This window comes from Dactylosporangium sp. CA-233914, assembly GCF_050942935.1.
In the GTDB taxonomy this organism is placed as follows: domain Bacteria; phylum Actinomycetota; class Actinomycetes; order Mycobacteriales; family Micromonosporaceae; genus Dactylosporangium.
The window spans coordinates 2,194,844-2,219,719 of sequence record NZ_CP192030.1; the positions used below are offsets into that span (position 1 = coordinate 2,194,844).

Below are 24,876 nucleotides of genomic sequence, written 5' to 3' on the forward strand. Positions count from 1 at the left end.
CGGGTGGAACCGTGAACGGTTGGAACCGTGAACGGGTGGAACCGTGAACGGGTGGAACCGTGACAGGAAGGAAACGAGAAGCATGACGGCCGGGTATGACCCCTCCAACCCGGTGGCTTCCGGCAGTTCCGATACGTTCGACGACCGTCCGCACCACGCGGGCGGCCCCGGCGACGATCAGGAGCGACTCGGTCCACTTCCCCCTCGGATGACCCAGACCGGCTCGTTCCCGCCGGTGACCGGGTCGATGCCGGCGCAGCCCACCAGCGCCTGGCCGGTCTCCGCGCCCGCCGTCGCGCCGCCGCACAGCGTGCCCCCGGTCTCCGCCGCGCCGCGCCCGCGCCGCAGCGCGCTCGGCGCCGTCGCGCTCGTCGTGGCGATCCTGCTGCTGATCGTCGTGGGCGTCCAGGCCGCGTTCATCGTCGACCTGGAGAAGAAGGTCGACCAGGCCGACTCGGCCGCCAAGGCCGCCCAGACCGCCGACGCCGCCCGGCTCAAGGCCCTCGAGGACCGCGCCGACCGGATCGAGCAGAAGACCGGCGGCAGCCTCGATGCCGCCGAGGTCGCCGCGAGCGTGCGCCCGAGCGTCTTCCGGGTCAGCACCAGGTCCTCCATCGGCACCGGGTTCGCCATCGGCAAGGCCCCCGCGGGCGGCGGCACCAACCTGATCACCAACTACCACGTGGTCCAGGAGGCGTACGCGAAGGGCGAGAAGGACGTCAGCCTCGAACGCACCGACCAGCGCTTCCCCGGCAAGATCGTCGAGGTGCACCCGGACAAGGACCTCGCCGTGCTGCACACCGACGAGGAGTTCACCAAGCTCCTGCCCGCCTCCGCGGTGCCGAAGGTCGGCGAGCCGGTCCTCGTCATCGGCTCCCCGATGGGCCTGGAGGACACGGTCACGACCGGTGTCGTGAGCGCGTTTCGCACCCTCAACGGCGAGTCGCTCATGCAGTTCGACGCGGCCATCAACCCGGGCAACTCCGGCGGCCCGGTGTTCAACGCCAAGAAGGAGGTGGTGGGCGTCGCGACGCTGAAGGCCCAGCAGGCCGAGGGCATCGGCCTGGCCATCCCGATCTCCGTCGTCTGCGAGACCGTCCCGTCGGTCTGCTGACTCGTTGTGCATTGATCTTTTGAGTGCTTGACATCGCTGGCGCATCCCCGGTCGCCGGCCGTACGACTCCCCTCGGGGCCGCTGCCCGGCGGGACGATCAGGAGGAAAGAGACCATGGCATACCCCGGCAACCCCCACGGGAATCCGAACGAGGGATACGGCTACCCCGACCCGAACGCGCCGTCCGGTGCCTACCCGCCGCCGCCCGCCGCGCCCTTCGGCGAGCCGCAGCCGCAGCCGCAGTACGGCCAGCCCGTACCGGCGCAGCCGCAGTACGGCCAGCCCGTGCCGCCGCAGCCGCAGCCCGTCCACGACCAGGGCACGACGCAGCTCCCGATGTACGGCGGCGAGGCCTCCTACAACCTCGACCCGTCGGTCTCGGCCCCGCCGACCGCCCCGATGCAGCCGCCGTTGCAGCCGATGGCGCAGCCGGCCCCGCCGATGTCCGCGCCGCCCATGTCGGGCCCGCCGATGTCCGGCCCGCCGACGGCGTACGGCCCGGTCTCCGCCCCGCCCATCGCCGGCTTCCCCGGCCTGCCGGCTGCCTATCCGCCGGTCGAGCCGCCGAAGAAGCGCGGCGTCGCCGTGCCGCTGCTGGCGAGCCTGCTGGCCCTGGCGGTCATCGCCGCGGGCGTGTTCGTCGGCCTCTACGTCGACAAGTCCGGCAAGCTCGACAAGTCCGAGACCCTCTCGTCCCAGCGCCAGGCCTCGCTGGATCAGTCGAACAAGGACCTCGAGCAGACCCGCAACGACCTCAAGGCCAAGGCCGACGAGCTGACCAAGGCCGAGCAAAACCTGCGCGGCACCCAGGCCGACAGCACCGAGGCCAAGCGCCAGCGCGACGTCATCGGCACCTGCCTGCGGCTGCTGCTCGAGGCCGCGTCGACCAACGACAAGACCACGGCCCAGAACAAGCTCAACGAGCTGCAGAAGCCCTGCAACGAGGCTCAGGTGATCCTGGGGATCTGATCCCGCCCGCGTTGTGGTACTGCTCCGGCGCCCTCCGTCCCCGGACGGAGGGCGCTTGCTCATGCGTGCAGGGCGGTGACGCCGGGCGGCGGGAGGCCCGCCGTCGAGGCGAGCAGGGCGCACCAGGCGTGGACGTGGGCCTGCATGTCGTCGCCGGTCGGGGTCCAGGACGCCCGGATCTCCAGGTCGGCGGCGGCCGGGGGCCCGGCCAGGTCGCCGAAGCGGGTCGACATGGTCTGGGTCACCGTGCCGCCGATGGCCGTGTAGGCCGCGCTGTGCCCGTCGAGGGCGTCGACCAGCCAGCTCCAGCCGACGCCGGGCAGCAGCGGGTCCGTGGCGAGCTCGGCCTCGAGTTCGGCGGTCACGTAGGTCACCAGCCGCATCGTGCCGTCCCACGCGTCGTGGCCGGCCGGGTCGTGCAGGAGGATCAGCCGGCCGGTGGCCACCTCGTCGCCGTGGCGCAGGACGGTGCCGCTGATGGCGTGCGCGTAGGGCGCCAGGCGCTGCGGGGCCGGGACCTCCTCGAGGGTGATCTCCGGCCGGGCGGTCACGGCGCGCAGTTCCTCCACCGCCCGGGTGAACGTGGGTGGAGTCGCGGTCGATGGCGCCATAACGGAAGACTAAGACGGAAACGCGCGAAGGGGGTGCCGCCGCGCCGCCCGTACACACTGAGTGAAACGATGGATCCGATGAAACTGTTGTTGCGCGCCGCCCGCGGCGAGGCGGTTCCCCACGCCCCGGTCTGGTTCATGCGCCAGGCCGGCCGGTCCCTGCCCGAGTATCGTGAGCTGCGCGCCGGCATCGGCATGCTGGAGTCCTGCCGCCGCCCCGACCTCGTCTGCGAGATCACCCTCCAGCCGGTGCGCCGTCACCACGTCGACGCCGCGATCCTCTACAGCGACATCGTCGTACCGTTGCAGGCTGCCGGCATCGATCTGGACATCGTCGCCGGCACCGGCCCGGTCGTGGCCGACCCGGTGCGCTCGCTCGCCGACGTCGACGCCATCGCCCCGCTGGAGCCGGCCGCGGTCGACTTCGTGGCCGCGGCGATCCGGCTCCTGCTCGCCGAGCTGGGCCAGACCGCCCTCATCGGCTTCGCCGGCGCCCCGTTCACCCTCGCCAGCTATCTGGTCGAGGGCGGCCCGTCGCGGCACCACGCGAAGACCAAGGCCCTCATGTACGGCGCGCCCGACGTCTGGCACGCCCTGTGCACCCGCCTGGCCGACATCACCCGCACCTTCCTGCAGGTCCAGATCGACGCGGGAGTGGAGGCGATCCAGCTCTTCGACTCCTGGGCCGGCGCCCTGTCGGAGGCCGACTACCGCCGCTACGTCCTGCCCCACTCCCGATCGGTCCTGACCGGCCTGACGGGCGCGGTGCCGAGAATCCACTTCGGCGTCGGCACCTCCGAACTCCTCCCCGCCATGGCCGAGGCGGGCGCCGACGTGGTGGGCGTCGACTGGCGCACGCCCCTGGACGTGGCCGCGGCCCGCGTGCCGGGCAAGGCCCTGCAGGGCAACCTGGACCCGTGCGTGCTGCTGGCCCCATGGGAGGTCGTGGAGCAGGAGGCGCGCCGAATCCTGACGGAGGGCCAGAAGGCGCCCGGCCACATCTTCAACCTCGGCCACGGCGTCCTCCCGGAAACCGACCCGGACGCGCTGAGCAGACTCGTGGAGCTGATCCACTCCGCGTGAGTTGACGGCCCCGAGGGCGTCAGGCGGAGGCGGAGGCGCTGACCCCGGTCAGCAGGACGGGCGCCAGCGGGGCCAGCCGTGGTCGCCGGCCAGCTGGGACAGGCGGGAGCCCAGCATCAGGGTCGTCGCCGGCTCCGCGAACTGCAGGCGGTAGTGGACCTGCTCGGCGATCTCCGGGGCGCGGTACTCGGCGTGTTCGAGCAGCTGCAGCGTCACCGACCACCAGTAGCGGTCCTCGTCCGTCGCGTGGGGCGCGCCGGCGCGGAACCAGTCGGACAGGCCGTCGAGCAGGTCGTCGCCGACGCCGTCCGGGTCGGTCAGGCGCAGCGCGGCGCAGACGCGGGCCACCACGTCGTCGTCCCAGCCCGACAGGTGGCCGCGGACGAGGGTGTGCAGGGACGCGTGGCCGAGGGCGCCGGCGGCGTCGATCTCCAGGGAGAACACGTTGTCCCGGGACAGGCGCTCGTGCAGCACCGGCAGGACCCGCAGGTCGCGGCGGCGGGCCAGGCCCAGCAGCGCCTCGCAGCGGGTGTCGTCGTGCGGGTCGTCGAGGCGGGCGACGAGCGCGTCGCGGACCCGCAGCGAGTCGACCTCCGACAGCTGCGTGCCCAGCGCGAAGCAGGCCCAGTCGCGTACGTCCTCGTCGCGGTCGGCGCTCAGGGCGATCAGGGCGTGCACGGTGTCCTCCGGGGCGGCCTCGCCCAGGACGCTCGGCAGGGCCTGGGCCACGGCGCGGCGCACGGCGGCGTGGGGATGGCGGGCCAGGGGCAGCAGCAGGGGCAGCGCGGCGTCGTCGTAGCACCAGGCGACCGCGTCGGCCAGCTCCGCCGGGGTCGTCAGCGGGGCGGCGAGCAGGGCGGCGATGGTGCGGGCGGTCGGCTCGGTGTCGTCGGACGCGGCGGCGGGCGGCCCGGCCTGGCCGCCGGGGCCGAAGCGGGCGGGATCACCGGGGACGCCGGAGGAGGGCGGGCCCAGGTCGGCCAGGTCGGCGATCATCTCGGCGAGGGGACTCAGCGCGTACTCGTCGAGGTCCGACGGGTCCCGCGCCGCCGGGACGAACAGCTCCGCGGCGCTCGGGAACAGGCCGGACACGTCCGAGGGGCCACCGGGGCGCGGGTCCGGCGGCTCGTCGGGGACGGGGCGGGAGGACGCGAGGTCGCTCATCTCCGAGAGTGTGCGCGCCTTGCCGAAGATCTTCCAGAGGGGTTCGCCCCTCAGATGGACATCCCGGGGCGGACGATCACCCTACTCGCTGACATATCGACGCACATGGGAAGCGAAACCGAGGGGTGCGGTGAGGGTCAGCGGGAGCGGTTGGACAGGTGCGGCGGCCGATGCCGTGGGCCGCGCCCGTGATCACTGCCACCCGCCGCTCGTCCCTGCCGCGACAATAGACTCCGGGTATGACAAAACGCGTCGTGGTGATCGGTGCGGGGATCGCCGGGCTGGCCGCGGCGCATCGCGTCCACACGCTCCGGCCGGACCTGGACGTCGTCCTGCTGGAGCAGCGCGAGCGGCCGGGCGGGAAGCTGTCCACCGGCACGCTGGCCGGGTTTCCGGTCGAGCGGGGGGCCGAGTCGTTCCTGGTCGGCGGCCCCAGCGCGGCGCTGCGGCTGGCCCGGGAGGTCGGGCTCGGCGACGCCGTCGTGCACCCGAGCGCGGCCAAGGCGGCCGTCGCCATCGGGGGGACGCTGCAGGACCTGCCGGCCGGGACGCTCATGGGGATCCCGCTGCGGGAAGGCGAGGAGCCGGCCCGGGACACGCCGCTGCTCGCGCCCGGCGCGGACATGAGCGTGGGGGAGCTGGTGCGGCCGCGGCGGGGAGACGCGGTGGTCGACCATTACGTCGAGCCGCTGCTCGGCGGGGTGTACGCCGGGCGCGCCGACCGGCTCTCGCTGCGCATGGCGCTGCCGGGGCTCGCCGACGCGGCGGAGCGGCACACGACGCTCACCGGGGCGCTGGCCGAGGCCGTCGGCAAGACCCCGCGCACGCCGGGTGCGCCGGTGTTCGGGGCGATCGAGGGCGGCATGAGCCGGTTCGTGGACGCCATCGCCGCCACGCTGCCCGACGTGCGGCCGAATACCACCGTCCGGAGCATCGACGAGCACGGCGCCGGGTGGCGGCTCGTGCTCGGCTCCACCCGCGACGCGGCGACGCTCGACGCCGACGCCGTGGTGCTCGCGGTGCCGGCGAAACCGGCTTCGAGACTGCTCAACGCGGCGATCGAGCTGGAGTACGCCTCCATCGCGCTCGTCGCCCTGGCGCTGCCGGAGACCAAGCTGCCCGACCTGTCCGGGTTCCTCGTGCCGGCGACCGAGGGGCTCGCCGTGAAGGCGGTCACGTTCTTCGACCACAAGTGGGCGCACCTGCGCCGGCCCGGCGTCACGATCCTGCGGGCCTCGGTCGGGCGGCACGGGGACGAGCGGCAGCTGCAGCGCACCGACGACGGGCTCGTGGAGGTGGTCCGCGCCGAGGTCGCCCGGCTCGTCGGGCTCGACGCCCTGCCCGAGGAGCTGGGTCGCGCGGTGTTCCGGTGGGGCGGGGCGCTGCCGCAGTACACCCCGGGGCACCGTGACCGGGTCGCGGCCCTGCGGGCGGGTCTGGCCGCGCGCCCGCCGATCGCCGTCGCGGGCGCGGCCTACGACGGCGTCGGCATTCCGGCCTGCGTCACGTCGGGGCAGGCCGCGGCGGAGGCGGTCCTGCGGCAGTTGGGAGAATAGGGATCATGACAAGCACGAACGCCGCACGCATCCGGGAGATCAACGACAGCATCCGATACACCATGTGGTCGGTCTTCCGGCTCGCCACGCCCTACGGCGCCGACAACCGCGACACGACCCAGGTCTCGGCCTTCTTCGCCGACCTCGCGGCCAAGGACGTCGTGGTCCGGGGCACCTACGACGTCGCCGGCCTGCGCGCCGACGCCGACCTCATGATCTGGTGGCACGCGCCCAGCGCCGAGGCGCTGCAGGAGGCGTACTCCGCCTTCCGCCGCACCGGCGTCGGCCGGCGGATGACCCCGGTGTGGTCGCAGCTGGCGCTGCACCGGCCGGCCGAGTTCAACAAGAGCCACATCCCGGCCTTCCTCAGCGACGAGCAGCCCCGCGAGTGGCTGTGCGTCTACCCGTTCGTGCGCTCCTACGAGTGGTATTTGCTGCCCGACGAGGAGCGCCGCGCGATGCTCGCCGAGCACGGCCAGCAGGCCCGCGGTTTCCCGGACGTGCGGGCCAACACGGTCGCCAGCTTCGCCCTGGGCGACTACGAGTGGATGCTCGCCTTCGAGGCCGACGAGCTGCACCGCATCGTCGACCTCATGCGCGAGCTGCGCGCGTCGCGGGCCCGCCGCCATGTGCGCGAGGAGACCCCCTTCTACACGGGCCGTCGCCGCGACATCGCCGATCTGGTGGCCAACCTGCCGTGAACAACGGACCGAAGACCGCCCCGACGTGCGATCACTGCATGATGGTCGACCAGCCTGACCACACCGACATGCCGCGCAACCACAGTTGCGTGACGAGATTGCCGTTCGACACCGCGTAGATCTCGGTGTTGCCGGTCCAGGGATTGAGCACGACGGCGGGGTCCGTGTCGAGGGCCCCGCCGATCCCGGTCCAGGGCATCCACCCGCCGCCGGGCATGATCAGGATGTATCGCAGCGTGCCGCCGTCGCTGGCGTAGATCTCCGTCGAGCGGTACTGCGGGTTGTAGAACACCGCCGGATCCCCGCTCAACGATCCGCCCAGGTCGTTCCAGCCCGACCACTGCGTGCCCGAATAGTACTTCTGCGCCAGATGACCGCCCCCGGTCCGGGCGTAGATCTCGGTCGTGCCGTAGAGGGGACTGCGGAACACCACGGGATCGCCGCGCAGGTCGCCGCCGAGGCTGCTCCAGCCGGACCAGGTGGAACCGTAGTAGAGCTGGACCAACGCGTTGGAGGTGGAGCGCGCGTAGATCTCGGTGGTGCGATACACCGGGTTGTAGAGCACCTCGGCGGGGTCCCCGGCCAGGTCGCCGCCGAGGTCGTTCCAGCCCGACCAGCCGCCGGCGTAGAAGCGCTGCATGAGATGCCCGTTGCGGCCGCGGGCGTAGATCTCCGTCGAGCCGTACCGCGGGCTGTAGAACACCACCGGATCCCCGGCGAGGTCCCCGCCCAGATCCGTCCAGTCCGACCAGCGCCCCGCCTGCCAGTACTTCTGCGCCAGCCGCCCGTCGCGGGTCCGGGCGTACACCTCGACCGTGCGGGACGCCGGGTTCTGCAGCACGTGCGGGGTGCCGGCGATCCCGCCGCCGAAGTTGCTCCAGCTCGACCAGCCGTAGCCCGGGCTCCAGAAGCGCTGCGAGAGCCCGTGCCCGGCGTCGGTGTACACCTGCATCTGCGCCGTCGCCGCGTGCGCGATCACCGCGGGCTTGGCGATCAGCGGCTCCGGCGGGTCGATCCCGGCCAGCCGCTTGAGCTGCTCGAGGTCGCCGTTGAAGACGTCCTTGTCGTAGTTGCCCAGCTGGTTGTTGTCCCCGCCGGTGTACTGCCACAGCGTCCACCGTGACCAGCCGTTGGGCAGCTTCGGGGTGGTGCCGCTCCAGCTCGCCACGTCCAGCGGGTAGGACGCGAACTGGGTGGTGTTGCCGACGCACTGGTTCCACCAGCTCGCGGCCGTGTAGATCATCGCCTTGCGCCCGATGCGGACCTGGATCTGGTCGAGGAACGCCTGGATCCAGGCGCGCATCGCGGTCTGGTCGAGGTTGTAGCAGGGGCCGACGGTCTTGAAGTACGGCCACTCCAGGTCGACGAACGGCACCAGGGTCTTCGAGTCGTTCACCCAGGCCGCGTTGTCGATGAAGATGTTCGCGTCGCCGACCGGGTCGCCGTGGTCGGGCCGGGCCCACGTGTACGCCCCGGCGAGCAGCCCGGCCCGCTTGGCGTCGGCGATGTCCCTGGCGAAGTACGGGTTGACGTAGTTGTTGGTCTCGGTCGCCTTGATGTAGGCGAACTTGACGCCCTGCGCGGCCTGCGCGCCCCAGTCGATCGTCTTGAACACGCTGTGGTCGTGGCTGGAGACGTCGATGCCCTTGACCGTGTACTGCGGCCCGGGGACGGCCGCGGCGGCCTCCACCCGGTCGCGGGCCCCCGCCCGCGCGGGCCCGTTGTCCGCCGCGGCGGGGGACGGCACGGGATTGAGCAGACCGGCGAGCATGACGACGGCGAGGAGGCTCCGCATGCGGGCACGGTAACCCGTGATATCCGGACATGTCCGAATATTTGCTATTTCGACCGCGCCTTGAACAGGAGCGCCGCCGCGATCACCGAGGCGAGCATGATGGCCACGCACCAGGCCACCGCGCGCCACGGGGCGTCGCCGACCGGCTGGTCGAGCAGCAGGCCACGCAGGCTCTCCGTGATCGGGGTGACCGGCTGGTTGCCCGCGAAGCCGCGCAGCCACGACGGCATCGTGGTGATCGGGACGAAGGCGCTGCTGGCGTACGGCAGGAAGGTGATCCCGAACGTGTAGCCGCTCGCGGCCTCGGGCGAGCCGGCCAGCAGCCCCAGCGCCGCCGACAGCCACGACACCGCGCCGATGGTCAGCACCAGGATGCCCAGCGCCGCCAGCCACTGCCCGGCGCCGGCGTGCGGGCGGAAGCCGATGGCGAAGGCCACTCCGAGCACCAGCGCGCTGGAGACGATGTTGCGGGCCAGGCTCGCCGCCACGTGACCGGACAGCACCGCGGCCCCGCCGACGTCGAGTGAGCGCAGCCGGTCGACGATGCCGCCCTTGAGATCGTTGGCCACCGACACCGCGGTCATCGCCGAGCCGAACGAGACGCACAGCAGCATCACGCCGGGCACGACGTAGGTGACGTACTCGGTGCCGGTCTGGATCGCGCCGCCGAAGAGGTAGACGAAGACGATCATCAGCAGGACCGGCAGGGCGATCGACATGATCAGGGCCTCGACGTTACGCCGGCCGAGGCGCAGCGAGCGGCCGCCGAGGACGCTCCACTGGGTCAATGCGGTGCTAGACACCGGCGAGCTCCTTACTCGAGGTGAGGGAGAGAAAGACGTCGTCGAGGGTGGCGCTGTGCAGGGAGAAGCGGCGCACGCCGGCCCCGGACGGGTCGATCTCGTCCAGCACCGAGCGGACGTGGGCGGCGCTGCCGTCCGTGGTCACGCCGAGGGTGAGCCGGGCCTCGTCGCGCTGGACGACCCGGGCGCCCAGTAGGGCCAGGGCGGTCTCGAACGCGGCCTGGTCGGCGAGGTCGAGGTCGAGGCGCTGGTCGCCGAAGCGGCGCTTGAGCTCGGCCGGGCTGCCCTCGGCGACCACGCGGCCGTGGTCGACCACGGCGATGCGGGCGGCGAGACGGTCGGCCTCCTCGAGGTACTGCGTGGTGAGCAGGACCGTGGCCCCGGACCCGACGAGCTCGTCGACCACCTCCCACATCGCCTGGCGGCTGGTCAGGTCCAGGCCCGTGGTCGGCTCGTCGAGGAAGACGACCGTCGCCGGGCCGATCGCGCCGGTCAGCCCGGCGGCGAGGTCGAGGCGGCGCCGCATGCCGCCGGAGTACTGCCCGGCCCGCCGGTGCGCCGCCGCCGTGAGCCCGAAGCGCTCCAGCAGTTCGTCCGCGCGCCGGTGCGCGTCGCGCCGCGACAGGCCCGAGAGCCGGCCCGTCATCCGCAGGTTCTCCGCGCCGGTCTGCAACTCGTCGACCGCGGCGTACTGCCCCGTGAGGCTGATCGACGCGCGCACCTTCGCCCGCTCGCGGACCACGTCGTGGCCGGCGACCCGGGCGGTGCCCCCGTCGGGGCGGGTGAGGGTGGTCAGGATGCGCACGGTGGTCGTCTTGCCGGCCCCGTTCGGGCCGAGCAGGCAGAACACCGTCCCGGCGGGCACCCGCAGGTCCACCCCCGTGAGCACCTTGAGCTTGCCGTAGGACTTCGTGAGGCCGGTCGCCTCGATCGCGAGGTCGTCCACCGTGATCCCTTCTGCGTGCGACGTACGCTCTACTGCGTACGCCATAAGCTATGCGTACGTTATACGCAGAAGTAGAATCCCAGTCAATGAGCGAGCAGGAAAACGGCATACCCCCGGTCCTCGCCGCGGCCTGGGGCCTGCGGGAGCGGCCCGGCAAGGGGCCCCGGCCGGGGCTCACGCTCGAGCGGATCGTCGCCGCCGGGGTGAAGGTCGCCGCGACCGAGGGGCTCGGCGCGGTGTCGATGAGCCGGGTCGCGAGCGAGCTGGGGGCGGCGACAATGTCGCTGTACCGCTACGTCACCGCCAAGACCGAGCTGCTGGACCTCATGGTCGACGCGGCCCTCGGCACGCCGCCGGAGCTGGACCCGGCGCTGGGGTGGCGCGCGGGGCTGCGCCGGTTCGCGGCGGAGTACCTCGCCCTGCTGCGCCGCCAGTCCTGGGTCGTGCGGGTGCCGATCACCACCCCGCCGATCACCCCGAACCAGATCGCCTGGATGAACCACGGCCTGGCGATCATGCGCGACACGCCGCTGCGCCACGACGAGCGGCTCTCCGCGATGATGATCGTGAGCGGGATCGCCCGGAACTGGGCGCTGCTGACCGCCGACATCGACGCCGCCGCGCAGTCCCAGGGCGGCACGACGGAGCAGGCGATGTTCGAGTACGGCCGGCTGCTGCACCTGCTGGCCGACCCGGTCCGCTTCCCGGCCGTCGGCGAGCTGCTCGCCTCCGGCGTGCTGGAGACCTCCGACTCCCGCCCGGACGACGACTTCGACTTCGGCGTGGAGCGCTTCCTCGACGGCCTGGACGCCTTCATGAAGCGTCGCGCCGAGGCATAAAAACACCATCGGGGGAAAAATCCGCGCTCCCTCACCCCCGGGTCTGCCGTTGCATACGTTGCGTCAGACATCTTGGAGAGCGGAGCGCGGGTGACAGCAACGGTCGAGCGGCGAACCCCGGTGCCCGTCGCCGCGGCCCCCTCCCGGCGGGTCGCGGCGGCCTGGATCCCACCGGCGGCGGTCGTCGTGCTCGTGGCGGCCGGCCTGAAGTTCTACGGGGTCCCGTTCTCGACGACCGCGATCTTCACGGTGTACGTCGTGTGCGCGGTCATCGCCCCGGGCACCCTGATCTGGCGCGCGATCCGCCGCCGCTGCGGGTGGCTCGTCGAGGACCTCGGCGCCGGCCTCGCGATCGGCTACGCCGGCGAGGTGCTCACCTACATCCCGGCCCGCGCGATCGGGCTGCCGCTGCTGGTGCTCGCCTGGCCCGCCGCGGTCCTCGCGCTCTTCGCGGCGGTGCCGAAGCTGCGGCGGTACTGGCGCGGCAGCACCGACCCCGCCGACCGCACCCCGCTGTGGTGGTCGGTGCTCCTCTCCGGCACCGCCGCGGTCGTCTTCTACTGGAGCTGCGTGCGCTTCTTCCGCACGCACGACCTGCGCGAGCCGGGCATGCTCAGCCCCGACGCCGACTCGCCGTTCCACCTCGCGCTCATCGGCGACGCCAAGCACCACATGCCGCTGCTGTCGCCGTGGCTGCCCGACCAGCCGGTGCTGTACCACTGGTTCGTCTACGCCGAGATGGCCGCCACCTCCTGGGTCACCGGCATCGAGCCGCACGTGCTGCTGGTCCGCCTCGCCCCGCTGCCGATGCTCTTCGGCCTCGTCGCGCTGCTCGGCGTCATCGGGCGGCGGCTCACCGGCGTGTGGTGGGCCGGGGCGGCGGCCGCGGTCGTCACCTTCTTCGTGCTGACCCCGCTGCCGTACCACTGGCCGCTGGAGGGCTGGTTCTCGGCGTTCGGCACCAACGCGTACGAGGACGGCTCCTCGCTGCGGGCCCAGCTGTGGACCAGCCCGACCCAGACGTTCGGCGCCCTGCTCTTCGCCGGCCTCGCACTCGCCCTGGTCGAGGCGATGGCCACCCACACCAAACCAGCTTGGTCGATGGTGGTCCTGCTCACCGCCGCGGTCACGGGCGCCAAGGCGACGTTCCTGCCCATGCTGCTGGCCGGGCTGCTGCTGGTCGTCGCCGTCCGGCTCGTCACCAGAAAGCGCGTGCACCCGGGCGCGCTCTTCGCCGCCGGGATCACCCTCCTCGGGCTGCTCTTCGCCCAGTTCGTGCTCTTCGGCGGCGCCTCGCAGGGCATGGCGATCGACCCGCTGCACTTCGCGCAGATCTCCGGCGCGCCGTACACGCTGAAGTTCGCCGCCCCCGAGTACCCCCACCCGCCGTGGCGCCTGCTCGTCGTCACCCTGATCACGATCAGCTGCTGGGCCTGCATCTGGCCCGGCCTGCTCGGCCTCGGGCGGCTCGCGCCCACCATCCAGCACGCCCGGCGGATGCGCCGCGACCTCGGCATCGCCGCCGACCCGGTGATCCTCATGTTCGGCATCGGCCTGTCCGGCGTCGGCGCGCTCATGGTCTTCGGCCACGAGGCCGGCGCCGAGGGCTGGTTCATGGTCTCCGCCCGGCCCTACCTGACGCTCGCCTCGGTGGTCGGGCTGGTCCTGCTGACCCCGCCGGGGCTGCCCGCGAAGCGGCTGCTGCGTCAGGTGTACCTCGCGATCGCCGCCGGCGCCGCGATCCTGTTCGCCGTGCACAAGCTCGGCTCGATGCACACCCCGAAGCTGCAGAACACCGGCAGCCTCTGGCTCACGCTGTGGGCCCTCGTCTGGCCGTACCTGCTCTCCTTCGGGCTGCTGGGGGCGGCCGGCTGGTGGGTGTACAAGCGAAGGATCCCGGCCTGGAGGACGCTGGTGTGCGCGATGCTCGCCGGCGCCTGCATGATCACCGCCCTGCAGCACGTGTACCTCATGACCCGCGCCTCCCACCTCGGCGGCTGGCGCGGCGTGGTGCAGATCGCCACCTTCGTCACGCCCGGCACCCAGGAGGCCGGCCGCTGGCTGCGCGAGCACTCCGCGCCCGGCGACCTGGTCGCCACCAACGCCCACTGCGTCGGCGACCCGTACTCCCTGCAGGGCTGCGACAACCGGCACTTCTGGTTCTCCGCCTACAGCGAGCGCCGCTTCCTCGTCGAGGGCTGGGGCTTCACGAACCGCGCGCACGAGGAGGCGGCGAAGGCACACGTCAACGCCATCTTCGCGCCCTACTGGGACCCGCAGAAGCTCGCCGACAACGACGCCGCGTTCTACCACCCGACGGCGGCCACGATCGGCAAGCTGCGTGAGCAGTACCACGTGAAATGGCTCATGGCCGACGAGGGCTACCTGCTGCTGCCCTCCACCTGGATCCAGGACTACGCCCAGTTCCGCTTCCGCGCGGGCCGTATCGCGATCTACGAGTTGGGGTGACGACGATGCACGACACGATCACGGACACACGCCAGGGCCGCCTCGCCGAGGTGCTCGCGTGCCCCCGCTGTCACGCTCGGCTCGACCCGTCGCTGGTCTGCGTGGTGTGCGGGCCGATGGGCACGCGCCGCGGCGAGCAGCTCGACTTCGGCGGGTTCGGCGAGTCCGAGCTCAAGGCCGACGCCCTCAACCGGGTCAAGGAGCTGGTCAAGACCCGGTTCCACCGGCTGTACCCGGCCGCGATCAAGGTGCTCTCCCCGGTCCAGGACCGGCCCGGGCTCGTCACCCCGTTCCTGCGCAGCTTCGACCTCGACCGGGACCTCGTCGCCGACTTCGGCTGCGGCACCCACCGCCGCGACCCGCGGATCATCTGCATGGACGGCGGCTCGTACGGCAACGTCGACCTCGTCACCGACCTGCGCCGCCTGCCCCTGGCCGACGGCAGCCTCGACGGCGGGATCAGCATCGCCGTGCTCGAGCACGTGCCGGACCCGGCCCGGCACATCGCCGAGATGCACCGCGTCCTGCGCCCCGGCGGCCGGATGCTCGTCTTCGTGCCCTTCATGCAGCCGTTCCACGCCTCGCCGTACGACTTCCAGCGCTTCACCGAGGTCGGCCTGCGCGAGCAGTTCGGCGACTTCGAGGTGCTCGCGGTCCGGGTCGGCGCCGGCCCCACCTCCGGCATGCTGTGGGTGCTGCAGGAGTGGCTCGCGATGCTGCTCTCCTTCGGCAGCCGCCGCCTCTACCGGGCGATCCTGCCGCTGACCTGGGTCCTGTCCCCGCTCAAGCTCCTCGACCTGCTGCTCGTGCACCATCCGATGGCGGCCCAGGCGGCCAGCGGGTTCGTGATCGAGGTCCGCAAAGCATCCGCTTGATGGGCCCTACTCTCTTGATAGAACTGGTCTCATGGAAGACCTGCGCGCGCAACGATTGTTCGGCGGGGCCGTCGTCGCCCCGGGGGATCTCACCGCCAGCCCCTACCGGGTGGACCGGGACCGGATCGTCGCCTCGCCGTTCTTCGCCCGGCTGGCCGGCGTCACCCAGGTCATCAGCCCCGGCGGCTCCGGGCTGCTCGTGCACAACCGGCTCACGCACAGCCTCAAGGTGGCCTCCGTCGCGCGCGGGATCGTCGAGCGCCTCGGCAGCGACCCGCTGCTGGACAAGCTCGGCGGGTGCGACGCCGACGTCGTGGAGGCCGCGGCGCTCGCCCACGACCTCGGCCACCCGCCGTTCGGGCACCTCGGCGAGCACGTGCTGGACCGGCTGGCCCGCGAGCGGCTCGGGCTGCCCGACGGGTTCGAGGGCAACGCCCAGTCGTACCGCATCGTCACCAGCACCCAGGTCCGCGGCGCGGCGATCGGGCTGGACCTCACCGCGGCGGTACGGGCGGCGCTGCTGAAGTACCCGTGGACCCGCCGCACGTACCCGGACCCGCACCCGATGCACCTCGACCCGACGCCCCGCGGCGCCGGCGGCGATCCGGCGGTCGGATCGAGCAAGTTCGGCGCGTACGTCAGCGAGCTCGCCGACGTCCGCCAGGCCCGCGCCCCGTTCGCGGGCCGCCTCGCCGACTGGCAGCAGACCGCCGAGGCGTCCGTCATGGACACCGCCGACGACATCGCCTACGCCATCCACGACCTCGAGGACTTCCACCGCGTCGGGGTCCTGCAGCAGGGCGCCGTCGCCGCCGAGCTGGTCGCCTGGCAGCGCGACGCCGCCGAGCTGCGCGACATGCCTGACGCCGGGCTGCGCGCGGTCGCCCGCCGGCCGGGCCGCTCGGTGGAGCAGCTGCGGCGCGACCTGCGGCGCAAGGACGGCTGGATCTACGACCAGGACGCGTTCGCGGCCGCGGTCGCCCACGTGCGGGGCGAGCTGGCCGACGGGCTGCTCGCCGCGCCGTTCGACGGCTCGATCGACGCCGAGCAGGCGGTCGCGCGCTTCTCGGCCCGCTGGACCCGCCGGTTCATCGACGCCGTGCACGTGCGGCCCGACCCGCCGGTCCGCTCCGGCCACGTGCTGCTGGCGACCGCGCAGTGGCATGAGGTACAGGTGCTGAAGTTCATCCATCACCGCTTCGTGCTGGAGCGGCCCGACCTGGCCCTGCACCAGCGCGGCCAGGCCCGGCTGCTGGCCGGGCTGGTCGAGGCCCTGCACGCGTGGCTGACCGACCCGGGGGAGGAGGCGCGGCTGCCCCGGCGGCTGCACGATCTCGTGGAGCTGGCCGAGGCCGAGGCGCTGGCGGTGACCCCGGCCGACTACGGGCTCGAGCGCCTCGACGTGCCGGGGATGGCCCGCGGGCGCGCGATCGTCGACTTCGTGGCCGCCCTCACCGACGGGCAGGCGGTCGGGCTGCTGGAGGCGCTCTCCGGCCGTTCGCGCCAGCTGTGGACAGATGCCTTCGTGTTGTGATGATGCCTTCGTATGGTGATCGCATGCTTCGACTGCGACCGATGACCCAGGACGAGCTCGACGCCCGCCTGCCCGTGCTCCAGCGCGACTACGCGCAGGACGAGGTGCGCGCCGGGCGCGACCGGCCCGAGACGGTGCACGCCAACGTGGCGGCGCTGCTCGCGCGGCTGCTGCCCGACGGGGTCGGCACCGACGGCCAGCTGCTGTTCACCGGCGTCGACGAGGAGGGGGCGGCGGTCGGGTACATCTGGCTCGCCCTGCCCACCGAGGCCCGGCCGCAGGCGTGGGTGTACGACATCCAGGTCGACCCCGGCCACCGCCGCCACGGCTACGGGCGGGCGCTCATGCTCGCCGCCGAGGACGTGCTCCGCGAGCGCGGGATCACCAGCCTCGGGCTCAACGTCTTCGGGGTCAACACCGGTGCGCGGCGGCTCTACGAGAGCCTCGGCTTCCAGACCATGGCGATCCAGATGGCGAAGGACCTCACGTGAGCGGTCCGGAGCGGCTGGTTGTCATCGGGGGCGACGCGGCCGGGATGAGCGCCGCGTCCCAGGCCCGCAAGCGGCGCCCCGCCGACGACCTGAGCATCGTCGCCTTCGAGCGCGGGCAGCACGTGTCCTACTCCGCGTGCGGCATCCCGTACCTCGTCGCCGGCGACGTGAGCGAGCCCGACGACCTCGTCGCGCGCCGCCCGGAGGAGTTCCGCGAGCGGCAGCGGATCGACCTGCGCCTGTCCAGCACCGTCGTGGCGATCGACACGGACCGGCGCGAGGTCACGGTGCGCGGCGACGGGCGCGAGTACCGCGAACCCTTCGACCAGCTCGTCATCGCCACCGGCGGGGTGCCGGCCCGCCCCGACGTGCCCGGCGCCGACGCGCAGGGCATCCACGGCGTGCAGAACCTCGAGGACGGGATCCGGCTGCTGTCCTACCTCGACGCGCACGGGCCGCGCCGCGCGGTCGTCGTCGGCGGCGGGTACATCGGCCTGGAGATGGCCGAGGCGATGCTGCGCCGCGGCCTGGACGTGACCCTCGTCGACGCGGCCGACCAGCCGATGCGGACCCTGGATGCGGACATGGGCGGGCTCGTCGCCGACGCGCTGCGCGCCGAAGGCGTGACCCTGCGCCTCGGCGAGCGCCTCGGCGGCTTCGACACCCGCGCGGGCCGGGTCGCGGCCGTGCGCACCAGCGCCGGCGAGATCCCCGCCGACCTGGTCATCCTCGGCCTCGGCGCCCGCCCGGCGAGCGGCCTCGCCCGCGACGCCGGCATCGCGATCGGCGAGACCGGCGGCATCCGCGTCGACCGGCGGATGCGCACCTCGGCCGAGGGCGTCTGGGCCGCCGGCGACTGCGTGGAGAACCTGCACCTGGTCTCGCAGCGTCCGGTGGCGATCGCGCTGGGCACGCACGCCAACAAGCAGGGGCGCGCCGCCGGCATCAACATCGGCGGCGGATACGCCACGTTCCCGGGCGTCGTCGGCACCGCGGTGACGAAGATCTGCGCGAACGAGGTGGCCCGCACCGGGCTGTCCACCGCCGAAGCCGAGGCCGCGGGCTTCGCCGTCTACAGCGTCGTGACCGAGTCGACGACCCGCGCCGGCTACTTCCCGGGCGCGAAGAAGATCAAGATCAAAATCATCGCCGAATGTACCTCGGGCCGCCTGCTCGGCGCGCAGATCGTCGGCCAGGAGGGTGCCGCGAAGCGCATCGACGCCCTGGCCGTGGCGCTGTGGCACCGCATGACCGTCGAGGAGATGACCTCCCTCGACCTGTCCTACGCCCCGCCGTTCGCGCCGGTGTGGGACCCGGTGCTCATCGCGGCGCGCAAGGCGGCCGAGGCTCTACAGTCGGCGTCGTGATCTCCGACTTCGCCTCGCTCTCGGCGGCCGAGCTGTACCGGATCCTCAAGCTGCGCTGCGATGTGTTCGTGGTCGAGCAGCACTGCCCGTATCCGGAGCTGGACGGGCGGGACGCCGAGCCCGGGACGCTGCACATGTGGCTGGACGCGCCCGACGGCTCCGTCGCCGCGTATCTGCGGGTGCTGCGCGAGCCCGGCGGCGAGGCCCGCATCGGCCGCGTGGTGACCGCCCCGGCCTCGCGCGGCCGCGGGCTCGCCGGGCAGCTGCTCGGCGCGGCCCTCGAGCACATCGGGCCCGCCCGGGTCGCCGTCCTCGACGCGCAGACCGTCGCCACCGGCCTCTACCAGCGATTCGGCTTCGTCGTCGACGGGCCCGCCTACGACGACGACGGGATCGAGCACGTGCCCATGGTCCGGCCGGTCGCGTAGTCGGCACCACCAAGGTGTACCTGGTGATCCTGCTGGTCGCGGTCGGGATCGGACTGTAATCCAAGTTCGTGCTGGGCGCCGACCGCGTTGACGCGGCCAAGGCCGGCGACTGCGTGCGCGACGCGCCCGACGAGCCCTACCGGCCGGTGTCGTGCCCAAGTATCGGGTGCTCGCCGTCCGGGGCTCCTCGGGCAGGTCGTGCGCCGAGGTGGCCGGGGCGTCGTCGGCGAGCACCGGCGAACACGTGGTCTGTATGGGGACCAAGGACGTCGACCCGGCCAAGGCGATCAACGTCGCCAAGGAGGGCGACTGCGTCGACCTGGACCCGCCGGAGCCGCAGCGGGCCGACTGCGGCTCGGCGCAGGCCGACCACAAGGTGCTCAAGCGCGTGACGAACGTGCTGTCCTTCCAGGTCGACGGCGCCTGCCACGACGTGGCGGGCGCCGACAAGAGCTACTCGTGGGACTGAAAGGGCAACTCGCAGAAGGTCGACAACCTCAGCGTGGACGTCGTGCTCTGCTTCGGCCCCCTGCGTTAGCTACGCCTTCGGCTCCAGTTTGATCGACAGCGAGTTCACGCAGTGCCGCGTGTTCTTCGGGGTCATGCCCTCGCCCCGGAACACGTGGCCCAGATGCGAGTCGCACCGCGCACACCGGATCTCGGTGCGCACCATGCCGTGCGAGCGGTCCTCGATCTCCTTGACGGTGCCGGGGATGGCATCGTCGAATGAGGGCCAGCCGCAGTGCGAGTCGAACTTGGTCTCGCTGTCGAAGAGCTGGGTACCGCAGGCGCGGCAGTGGTACACACCCTCGGTCTTGGTTTCGACGTACTCCCCGCTCCACGGCGCCTCGGTGCCGGCGAGTCGCAGCACCCGGAACTCGTCCGGGGAAAGCCGCGCCCGCCACTCGGCGTCGGTGGTCGGCAGGGTGACGAGTGGCTCGGTCATGCCTCAACGGTAGGCCGTGCCCCCGGCCCCGGCCATTACAGCCCACGAACGCGGCAGCCGGTCCACTGTTGGCGGCTTGTGACGTTTGCTGGTAGATGCCCGAATCGTCCGAGGTGCCTGGGTCGTTCTTTCCTCCGAAAGCCACGATTCGGACTTTTAAGACTTATCCGTCTTTGGGGGAGTTGGTGCGTCGATGAGGCTGCTGTACACGGCCGTAGCCCTGAGTGCCGCCGGCGTGACGTCCCTGGCCACCGCCGCCCAGGCGGCTGCTCTGCCGGACCAGCCCCAGGACACCGCCGGGACCTCGCCCCGGCCCAGCACGCTGTCCCTGACCGGCACGGAGACCGCACTGCCGGCCCCGCCCGCCCGGCCGGGGGACACCCCGACGACAACCAACACCTCGTGGAACCCAGCCCGCCCCGCCACGACGGCCGGCACCCACGCCGTCCCGGCCGCGACACCGTCAGGTCAGGCGACCTCGGCTCACCGGATCACGTCGGCCGCAACGGCCGCGGCGTCCGGCCACCACTCGGCCCAGGCCCGCCGGGCGGGTGCGACAGCGACTCGGCATGCGGCTTCACGCCGAACTTCGGGCCACGACACCGCGACCGGTTACGGCTCCGGCGGCGGCGCCCGCACCTGGAACGGCGACCTTCCGACCCACGGAGCCGCCCCCGACACGACTCAAGATTCGGGCAACGTCGCCGGCTCCCCCCACGGCGCCCACGCCGGCGGGGGGACCGGTGCCGGCTGGGGACACGGTGGTCAGGACGGTTCCGGCCACGGCTCCGGCGTTTCGGGCTATGGCGGCCATGGCGTGTCGGGGCGTGGCTCCGGTTCGGGTCATGGTCAGGGTGGTGCGGGTCACGGCTCCGGCGCCTTGGGCTATGGCGGCCACAGCACCTCGGGGTGGGGCTCTGGTTTGGGTCATGGTCTGGGTGGTTCGGGTCACGGCGCCGGGCACGGTCACGGTGGCTCCGGGCATGGTCACGGTGGCGCCGGGAGTGGGTATGGCGGCGGGTCGGGTGGTACGCATCGCGGTGGCGGTCACGGGCAGGGGACCGGCAGTACCACGCCTGGCGGTGGCAGTGGGCAGGGCAACTCGAACGGTAACGGGCCGGGCGCGAACGGTGGCGGCAGCGGGCAGGGTAACGGTGGCCCGACCACCGGTGGCAACGGCGGGCCGGCGGGCGGTGGCAGCGGGCAGGCCACAGGCGGGAGCGGCACGAGCCCGAGCGGCGGGGGGAGCAGGCCCGGGACCACGAGCTTGAGCGGCGGCGGAACGGGCAGCGTTGCCGGCGCGCCGGGCGGCGGGGCCACCGCGATCCCGGGCCGCGGCGCGGGTGTCGCCTCGCTCGGCGAGCTTCCGGTCACCGGCCCGACGTCGTCGTTGATGACCACGATCGGCTTCGCCTTCATCATCGGCGGTGCCGGCGTGCTCTACCTGACCCGCCTCGGTGGCGACCGCGACGAGGAGTCGGAGCCGACCCGCGTGCCGGCCCCGCGCCGCCGTCGCCTCGTCCCCGACGACGAGCCCACCCTGGACGGCGTCCGCCGGCCGCGTCCCCAGCCGTCCCGCCGCATCCGCTGACGGCGACCGTCACGCCGTCCGTGTCCGCGGTGGGACGTCGCCATATTTTCGTTGCCGGGGCTCAAGTGGCGGACTTCGTCTCCACGTTGGAAGAACGACGCACGCGGGACGGTGCCGAGATCTCACAACTGATGTCCACGAGCGCGTGCGCCACCGGGCAGGCCCCCTCGGCGGCGACTCGCAACCGGACCGGCTACGCAGGGTGACACAGGCGAACGTAACCGGCTCACGCGCTGTTGGTGGCGAATGGGTGTTATGTCCGATTCGTCCTACCTGAACTGACATTCCGTCGGTTGCCACGCCGCCGGTGTTCACCGCGGTGACCCATGGATGCTGCTACGCGTCGGAGTCCGATGTCCGAAAACTGCGCCGTATGATCCCGGGCGTGACCGCCACGACGACGGTAATCCCCGAACAGATGGCGCGGCGACTCGCCGGCCGGGTTCGGGGACTGCTGTGAATCCCGACCTCGCCGGCCTGCGCAATGGCGACCTCGACACCCGGGAGGAGCACCTCTACCGGCTGCTCGACCGGGCCCGCGACCACGGCGATCCGTCGGCGATCGCGGCGCTACAGGCGATGGTTCGCGACTACTCCGGATACCATCGGTCGCTCTACACCCGGGCCATGAATCAGGCGGCCGTGTTCGCGGACCCCGGCCTGCGCGAGCCGCTGCTCGAGGCGCTGGCCGACACGCGGTACAACTGCCAGGCCTGGGCGGCGATGGGCTGCGCCGCGATGGACGTGCGTGCGGCCGTGCCGCAGCTGATCGAACTACTTGACCACCCACAGTGGATCGCCGTGGACGAGGCGATCAAGGCGCTCGGTGTGCTCGGCGACGGCTCAGCCGTCCCGGCGCTGCGCCCCTTGCTCGGCGACGGCGCCGAGTGGGTGCGCCAGCGTGCCGCCGACGCGCTCGCGATGATCGGCGGCGCCGAGGCCCTGGAGGCGCTGTGGTACGAGTTCGAGCACCGTCGTTTCCCGCGGATCGGCTACATCGCCAGCAGTCTGGCCCTCTTCACCCCGGACGTCATCCCGCGGCTGGTCGAGGCGGCTGCGGACCGGGATCCCAATCGTCGCTACTGGGCCGCAGTCGCCCTCGGCTCGACCGGCGACGAGCGGGTCGTGCCGACCCTTGAGCGTCTGCAGGCCGAGGACAGCGGCGCGACGGTCTTCGACGGCGAGGTCCGTGTCGCGGCGAAGAAGGCCCTGCGCACCGTGCGGCGCATCCAGGCCGTCATCGCCGCGCGCGGGCAAGCATAGCGGCGGCAACCGGCCCCCGGCACCGCCGCGATCACGAGCCGACCGCGGGCCTCGACCCGGAGCGGCGTGACGGCTTCCCTTGCCGGGCCGGGCGCGCATCACGGCCTGTGTGAACACGTCCGATCGCCATATGGCCCATCCCGGACCCTTCAACTGTGGCCACGTCATGGCAGGGCGAGTGTTTTCCGCGGCTCGGCGTCGTGACCTGACTTTTCGCGCGGCCAGGGCTGGGATGGCCACGGCCGTCGTCGTCGAGGCATGGCCGAGGCATCCCGGGGTAGGTCCAGAATGCCGTCGTCTTGGGCGGACGGAATTCACCACCGCGGCTGGCCGCGAAGCGCCGGCGCTCGCGGCGCCGGTCGCGGGAGTGGATTTCCACGTCGATGAGGAGGGGACTCCAGCCGTGAGCAAGCTTCTGGACAAGGCCAAGGAACTGTTGACCAAGCACGACCACAGCGTCGACAAGGGCTTGGACAAGGCCGGCGAGCAGGCCGACCAGCGCACCGACCAGAAGTACACCGAAAACATCGACAAGGGTGTACAGGAGGCCAGGAAGCACACGGGAGAGGGCGACACGATCGGGTAGTGCATCGGCCATGGCGAAGGCCACCATCCGGCCATGCGTACGGCCGGATGGTGGCCGTCCGCGGCTGTCGGGTGGGAGCCGGTGATTCCTTGCTCTCCCTGAGGAGGGTATGGTCAGTCTGGGTGGGAGTTTGTCGCCGGCGATTGGCGATGGACGGGTTCCCGCCCTCGTCAGGAGGAACGCGTGGCTCGCGGTACTGTCAAGTGGTTCAATTCCGAAAAGGGCTTCGGCTTCATCCAGCAGGATGACGGAGGAGCGGACGTGTTCGTCCACTACTCGGCCATCGCCAGCAGTGGATACCGTGAGCTCACGGAAGGCCAGAAGGTTGAATACGAGGTGACCCAGGGGCAGAAGGGTCCGCAGGCGGAGAACGTCCGCGGCGTCTGACCGGCCCGGCAGGGAACCTATAGCGAAGATTGAGCGCCCGCACAGTCTCTGTGCGGGCGCTCAGTCCGCCAGCGCGCATCGCGCTCGCTCTGCCCACGTCCTGCCGAAGGTCTGCGCCATCTGCATCGATGGCGTGAACGGGACGCGGTCAGGTCAGGCGCCGGGCGCGCGGTAGTCGACGGTCTGGTGAACCGCTTCGTCGATCTCCGTCGGGGTCAGCAGCGCCACGGTCTTGGTGTTGGCTCCGCCGGATGCGCCGATCGCGAGAGCGACGGCGGCGGCCGACTTGCTGTCCGGCAGTTCGCAGATCGTGTACGTGTCGTGCTCACCCAGGCTGAAGTCGAACGACTCGAGCCGCCCGCCGGCGCTTTCGACCGTCTTCCGGGCCGCCTCGACCCGTCCGCTGCCCCCATCCTTGAACAGCCCGCGGAGTCCGTCGAGCGTATAGGTCGCCTCGAAAAGGAATCTAGGCATCGAGATCACCCCCTAAAACCGAGCCTAGTCGCGGAAGGAGCGCCCGCCGAACGGCTCGAACGGCAGCATCGAACCTGCGGCGTCCAGCCTGCCGGCTTGCCTTGCGCCGTATTGCAAGGGTGCGCCGTGCGTTGGGGCTACGTGCTGGCGGAGCCGATCTGGTCCAGGCCTATTTCTTCGTCTTGCCTGGCGAGCAGGTTCTTGTATCGATGCGGGTCTGCCTCGGCGATGGCCAGGGCTCGCGCCACGAGGTCACGCAGGTGCGGTGGGTAGTACTCGTCCACGAGCAGGAATCCGTCGGCCAACCGTTCCCGGGTAGGCACGTACTGGCAGGCGACGAACGCGTTCAGGCAGGCGATCCGATACTGGCCACGAAGGTCGGCCACGTCGGCGGCGGCGGCCCGGCTGGCCGGCGTGGGCCTGCGCGCGTCAAAGTCCTGGAAGCTCTCGTAGACGAGGGTGACCTGGGACCAGTACCAGGCGTGCATGGCGCACACCTTCTTGTGCTCCGGCCCGGTCTCGATCACCGAGATCAGGTGACGCTGCACGGTGCGTCGCCCGACCGCTGTCACGAGCGGTTCGATCAGCTGCCGGTTGCGCGACAGGTCCTCATCGCATGCGATCACGTCGAGCAGGCGGCCAGCGGCGGCGACGGCCACGTCCGGTCGCGCCGTCAGGACGTCACCGAGCTGTGTGCGTTTCGCATTCCGCTGTCGAAACGCCACGAGACGCTGGTCACCGGACAACGGCTCAGGAGCCTGCCAATCCGGGCAGCACTCGGCCAGCAGATCGTCGAGCCGCCGCTCGAACTCCGCCTGAAGGTCGCCAGATGTCCAGCCCCCCATGCGGCAATCGTGCCCCGGCGGCCGGCCGGTGGACAGTGC

General features: G+C 72.0%; 25 protein-coding genes. 17 read left to right on the forward strand and 8 right to left on the reverse strand.

Annotated features, from left to right (window positions below):
• Positions 1 to 208: 208 nt before the first annotated feature.
• Together ACQPY0_RS10035 and ACQPY0_RS10040 are read left to right on the forward strand one after the other, a co-directional pair.
• Positions 209 to 1,114: a trypsin-like peptidase domain-containing protein gene (locus ACQPY0_RS10035; protein WP_432987169.1), complete on the forward strand. Its 906-nt coding sequence runs from the start codon at positions 209 to 211 to the stop codon at positions 1,112 to 1,114.
• A gap of 114 nt (positions 1,115 to 1,228) precedes the next feature.
• Positions 1,229 to 2,083, forward strand: a complete 855-nt coding sequence (locus tag ACQPY0_RS10040) for a hypothetical protein (RefSeq protein WP_432987171.1) — start codon at positions 1,229 to 1,231, stop codon at positions 2,081 to 2,083.
• Positions 2,084 to 2,142: 59 nt separating this feature from the next.
• Here the strand turns inward: ACQPY0_RS10040 and ACQPY0_RS10045 are convergent, their stop codons facing one another.
• Positions 2,143 to 2,694, reverse strand: a complete 552-nt coding sequence (locus ACQPY0_RS10045) for a DUF3000 domain-containing protein (protein WP_432987172.1) — start codon at positions 2,692 to 2,694, stop codon at positions 2,143 to 2,145.
• A gap of 69 nt (positions 2,695 to 2,763) precedes the next feature.
• Here ACQPY0_RS10045 and hemE point away from each other — a divergent pair, with 69 nt between their 5' ends.
• Positions 2,764 to 3,777: a uroporphyrinogen decarboxylase gene (gene hemE, locus ACQPY0_RS10050; protein ID WP_432987174.1), complete on the forward strand. Its 1,014-nt coding sequence runs from the start codon at positions 2,764 to 2,766 to the stop codon at positions 3,775 to 3,777.
• A 48-nt stretch (positions 3,778 to 3,825) separates the two neighbouring features.
• Here hemE and ACQPY0_RS10055 read toward each other — a convergent pair whose 3' ends face one another.
• Positions 3,826 to 4,941 (reverse strand): HEAT repeat domain-containing protein, encoded by a 1,116-nt coding sequence (locus tag ACQPY0_RS10055; protein WP_432987176.1) that lies wholly within the window; start codon positions 4,939 to 4,941, stop codon positions 3,826 to 3,828.
• 239 nt (positions 4,942 to 5,180) lie between these two features.
• Here ACQPY0_RS10055 and hemG point away from each other — a divergent pair, with 239 nt between their 5' ends.
• Positions 5,181 to 6,497 (forward strand): protoporphyrinogen oxidase, encoded by a 1,317-nt coding sequence (hemG, locus tag ACQPY0_RS10060; RefSeq protein ID WP_432987178.1) that lies wholly within the window; start codon positions 5,181 to 5,183, stop codon positions 6,495 to 6,497.
• A gap of 2 nt (positions 6,498 to 6,499) precedes the next feature.
• Positions 6,500 to 7,198, forward strand: coding sequence for a hydrogen peroxide-dependent heme synthase (gene hemQ / locus ACQPY0_RS10065; RefSeq protein WP_432995142.1), 699 nt, complete (start codon positions 6,500 to 6,502; stop codon positions 7,196 to 7,198).
• A gap of 31 nt (positions 7,199 to 7,229) precedes the next feature.
• Here the strand turns inward: hemQ and ACQPY0_RS10070 are convergent, their stop codons facing one another.
• Genes ACQPY0_RS10070 through ACQPY0_RS10080 form a run of 3 tightly spaced genes read right to left on the reverse strand, consistent with a single transcriptional unit; the run spans position 7,230 to position 10,787 of the window.
• Positions 7,230 to 8,993, reverse strand: coding sequence for a GH25 family lysozyme (locus tag ACQPY0_RS10070; protein WP_432987180.1), 1,764 nt, complete (start codon positions 8,991 to 8,993; stop codon positions 7,230 to 7,232).
• A 44-nt stretch (positions 8,994 to 9,037) separates the two neighbouring features.
• Complete coding sequence (locus tag ACQPY0_RS10075; protein ID WP_432987182.1) at positions 9,038 to 9,796, reverse strand: ABC transporter permease; 759 nt, start codon at positions 9,794 to 9,796, stop codon at positions 9,038 to 9,040.
• Positions 9,789 to 10,787 (reverse strand): ATP-binding cassette domain-containing protein, encoded by a 999-nt coding sequence (locus ACQPY0_RS10080; protein WP_432987184.1) that lies wholly within the window; start codon positions 10,785 to 10,787, stop codon positions 9,789 to 9,791. Before ACQPY0_RS10080 ends, ACQPY0_RS10075 begins: the two co-directional genes overlap by 8 nt.
• Positions 10,788 to 10,828: 41 nt before the next feature.
• Here ACQPY0_RS10080 and ACQPY0_RS10085 point away from each other — a divergent pair, with 41 nt between their 5' ends.
• The 8 genes from ACQPY0_RS10085 to ACQPY0_RS10120 all read left to right on the forward strand — a co-directional run bounded on the left by ACQPY0_RS10085 (position 10,829) and on the right by ACQPY0_RS10120 (position 19,214).
• Positions 10,829 to 11,581 (forward strand): TetR/AcrR family transcriptional regulator, encoded by a 753-nt coding sequence (locus ACQPY0_RS10085; protein ID WP_432987186.1) that lies wholly within the window; start codon positions 10,829 to 10,831, stop codon positions 11,579 to 11,581.
• 90 nt (positions 11,582 to 11,671) lie between these two features.
• Complete coding sequence (locus tag ACQPY0_RS10090) at positions 11,672 to 14,050, forward strand: hypothetical protein (protein WP_432987188.1); 2,379 nt, start codon at positions 11,672 to 11,674, stop codon at positions 14,048 to 14,050.
• A gap of 5 nt (positions 14,051 to 14,055) precedes the next feature.
• Positions 14,056 to 14,925, forward strand: a complete 870-nt coding sequence (locus ACQPY0_RS10095) for a methyltransferase domain-containing protein (protein WP_432987190.1) — start codon at positions 14,056 to 14,058, stop codon at positions 14,923 to 14,925.
• 31 nt (positions 14,926 to 14,956) lie between these two features.
• On the forward strand, positions 14,957 to 16,459 hold the full coding sequence (locus tag ACQPY0_RS10100; RefSeq protein WP_432987192.1) for a deoxyguanosinetriphosphate triphosphohydrolase family protein: 1,503 nt from the start codon (positions 14,957 to 14,959) through the stop codon (positions 16,457 to 16,459).
• 23 nt (positions 16,460 to 16,482) lie between these two features.
• Positions 16,483 to 16,950 (forward strand): GNAT family N-acetyltransferase, encoded by a 468-nt coding sequence (locus ACQPY0_RS10105; protein ID WP_432987194.1) that lies wholly within the window; start codon positions 16,483 to 16,485, stop codon positions 16,948 to 16,950.
• A 44-nt stretch (positions 16,951 to 16,994) separates the two neighbouring features.
• A complete protein-coding gene (locus ACQPY0_RS10110) occupies positions 16,995 to 18,317 on the forward strand; it encodes an FAD-dependent oxidoreductase (protein WP_432995144.1) in 1,323 nt (440 codons plus the stop codon).
• On the forward strand, positions 18,314 to 18,745 hold the full coding sequence (locus ACQPY0_RS10115; RefSeq protein ID WP_432987196.1) for a GNAT family N-acetyltransferase: 432 nt from the start codon (positions 18,314 to 18,316) through the stop codon (positions 18,743 to 18,745). Before ACQPY0_RS10110 ends, ACQPY0_RS10115 begins: the two co-directional genes overlap by 4 nt.
• A gap of 151 nt (positions 18,746 to 18,896) precedes the next feature.
• Entirely contained in the window at positions 18,897 to 19,214 is a 318-nt protein-coding gene (locus ACQPY0_RS10120; RefSeq protein WP_432987198.1) for an LppU/SCO3897 family protein, read from the forward strand.
• A gap of 69 nt (positions 19,215 to 19,283) precedes the next feature.
• On the opposite strand, the gene msrB is transcribed toward ACQPY0_RS10120, so the two are convergent.
• Positions 19,284 to 19,691, reverse strand: a complete 408-nt coding sequence (gene msrB, locus ACQPY0_RS10125) for a peptide-methionine (R)-S-oxide reductase MsrB (RefSeq protein ID WP_432987200.1) — start codon at positions 19,689 to 19,691, stop codon at positions 19,284 to 19,286.
• 1,267 nt (positions 19,692 to 20,958) lie between these two features.
• Between msrB and ACQPY0_RS10130 the strand changes: the two genes are divergently transcribed.
• From ACQPY0_RS10130 to ACQPY0_RS10145, 4 genes are all read left to right on the forward strand, one after another.
• Positions 20,959 to 21,282, forward strand: coding sequence for a hypothetical protein (locus ACQPY0_RS10130; protein WP_432987202.1), 324 nt, complete (start codon positions 20,959 to 20,961; stop codon positions 21,280 to 21,282).
• 456 nt (positions 21,283 to 21,738) lie between these two features.
• On the forward strand, positions 21,739 to 22,545 hold the full coding sequence (locus ACQPY0_RS10135; protein ID WP_432987204.1) for a HEAT repeat domain-containing protein: 807 nt from the start codon (positions 21,739 to 21,741) through the stop codon (positions 22,543 to 22,545).
• A 403-nt stretch (positions 22,546 to 22,948) separates the two neighbouring features.
• A complete protein-coding gene (locus ACQPY0_RS10140; protein WP_432987206.1) occupies positions 22,949 to 23,131 on the forward strand; it encodes an antitoxin in 183 nt (60 codons plus the stop codon).
• A gap of 183 nt (positions 23,132 to 23,314) precedes the next feature.
• Entirely contained in the window at positions 23,315 to 23,518 is a 204-nt protein-coding gene (locus tag ACQPY0_RS10145) for a cold-shock protein (protein WP_432987208.1), read from the forward strand.
• Between the two features lie 153 nt (positions 23,519 to 23,671).
• Here ACQPY0_RS10145 and ACQPY0_RS10150 read toward each other — a convergent pair whose 3' ends face one another.
• A complete protein-coding gene (locus ACQPY0_RS10150; protein WP_432987210.1) occupies positions 23,672 to 23,992 on the reverse strand; it encodes a GYD domain-containing protein in 321 nt (106 codons plus the stop codon).
• A 137-nt stretch (positions 23,993 to 24,129) separates the two neighbouring features.
• A complete protein-coding gene (locus ACQPY0_RS10155; protein WP_432987212.1) occupies positions 24,130 to 24,837 on the reverse strand; it encodes a hypothetical protein in 708 nt (235 codons plus the stop codon).
• Positions 24,838 to 24,876 lie beyond the last annotated feature (39 nt).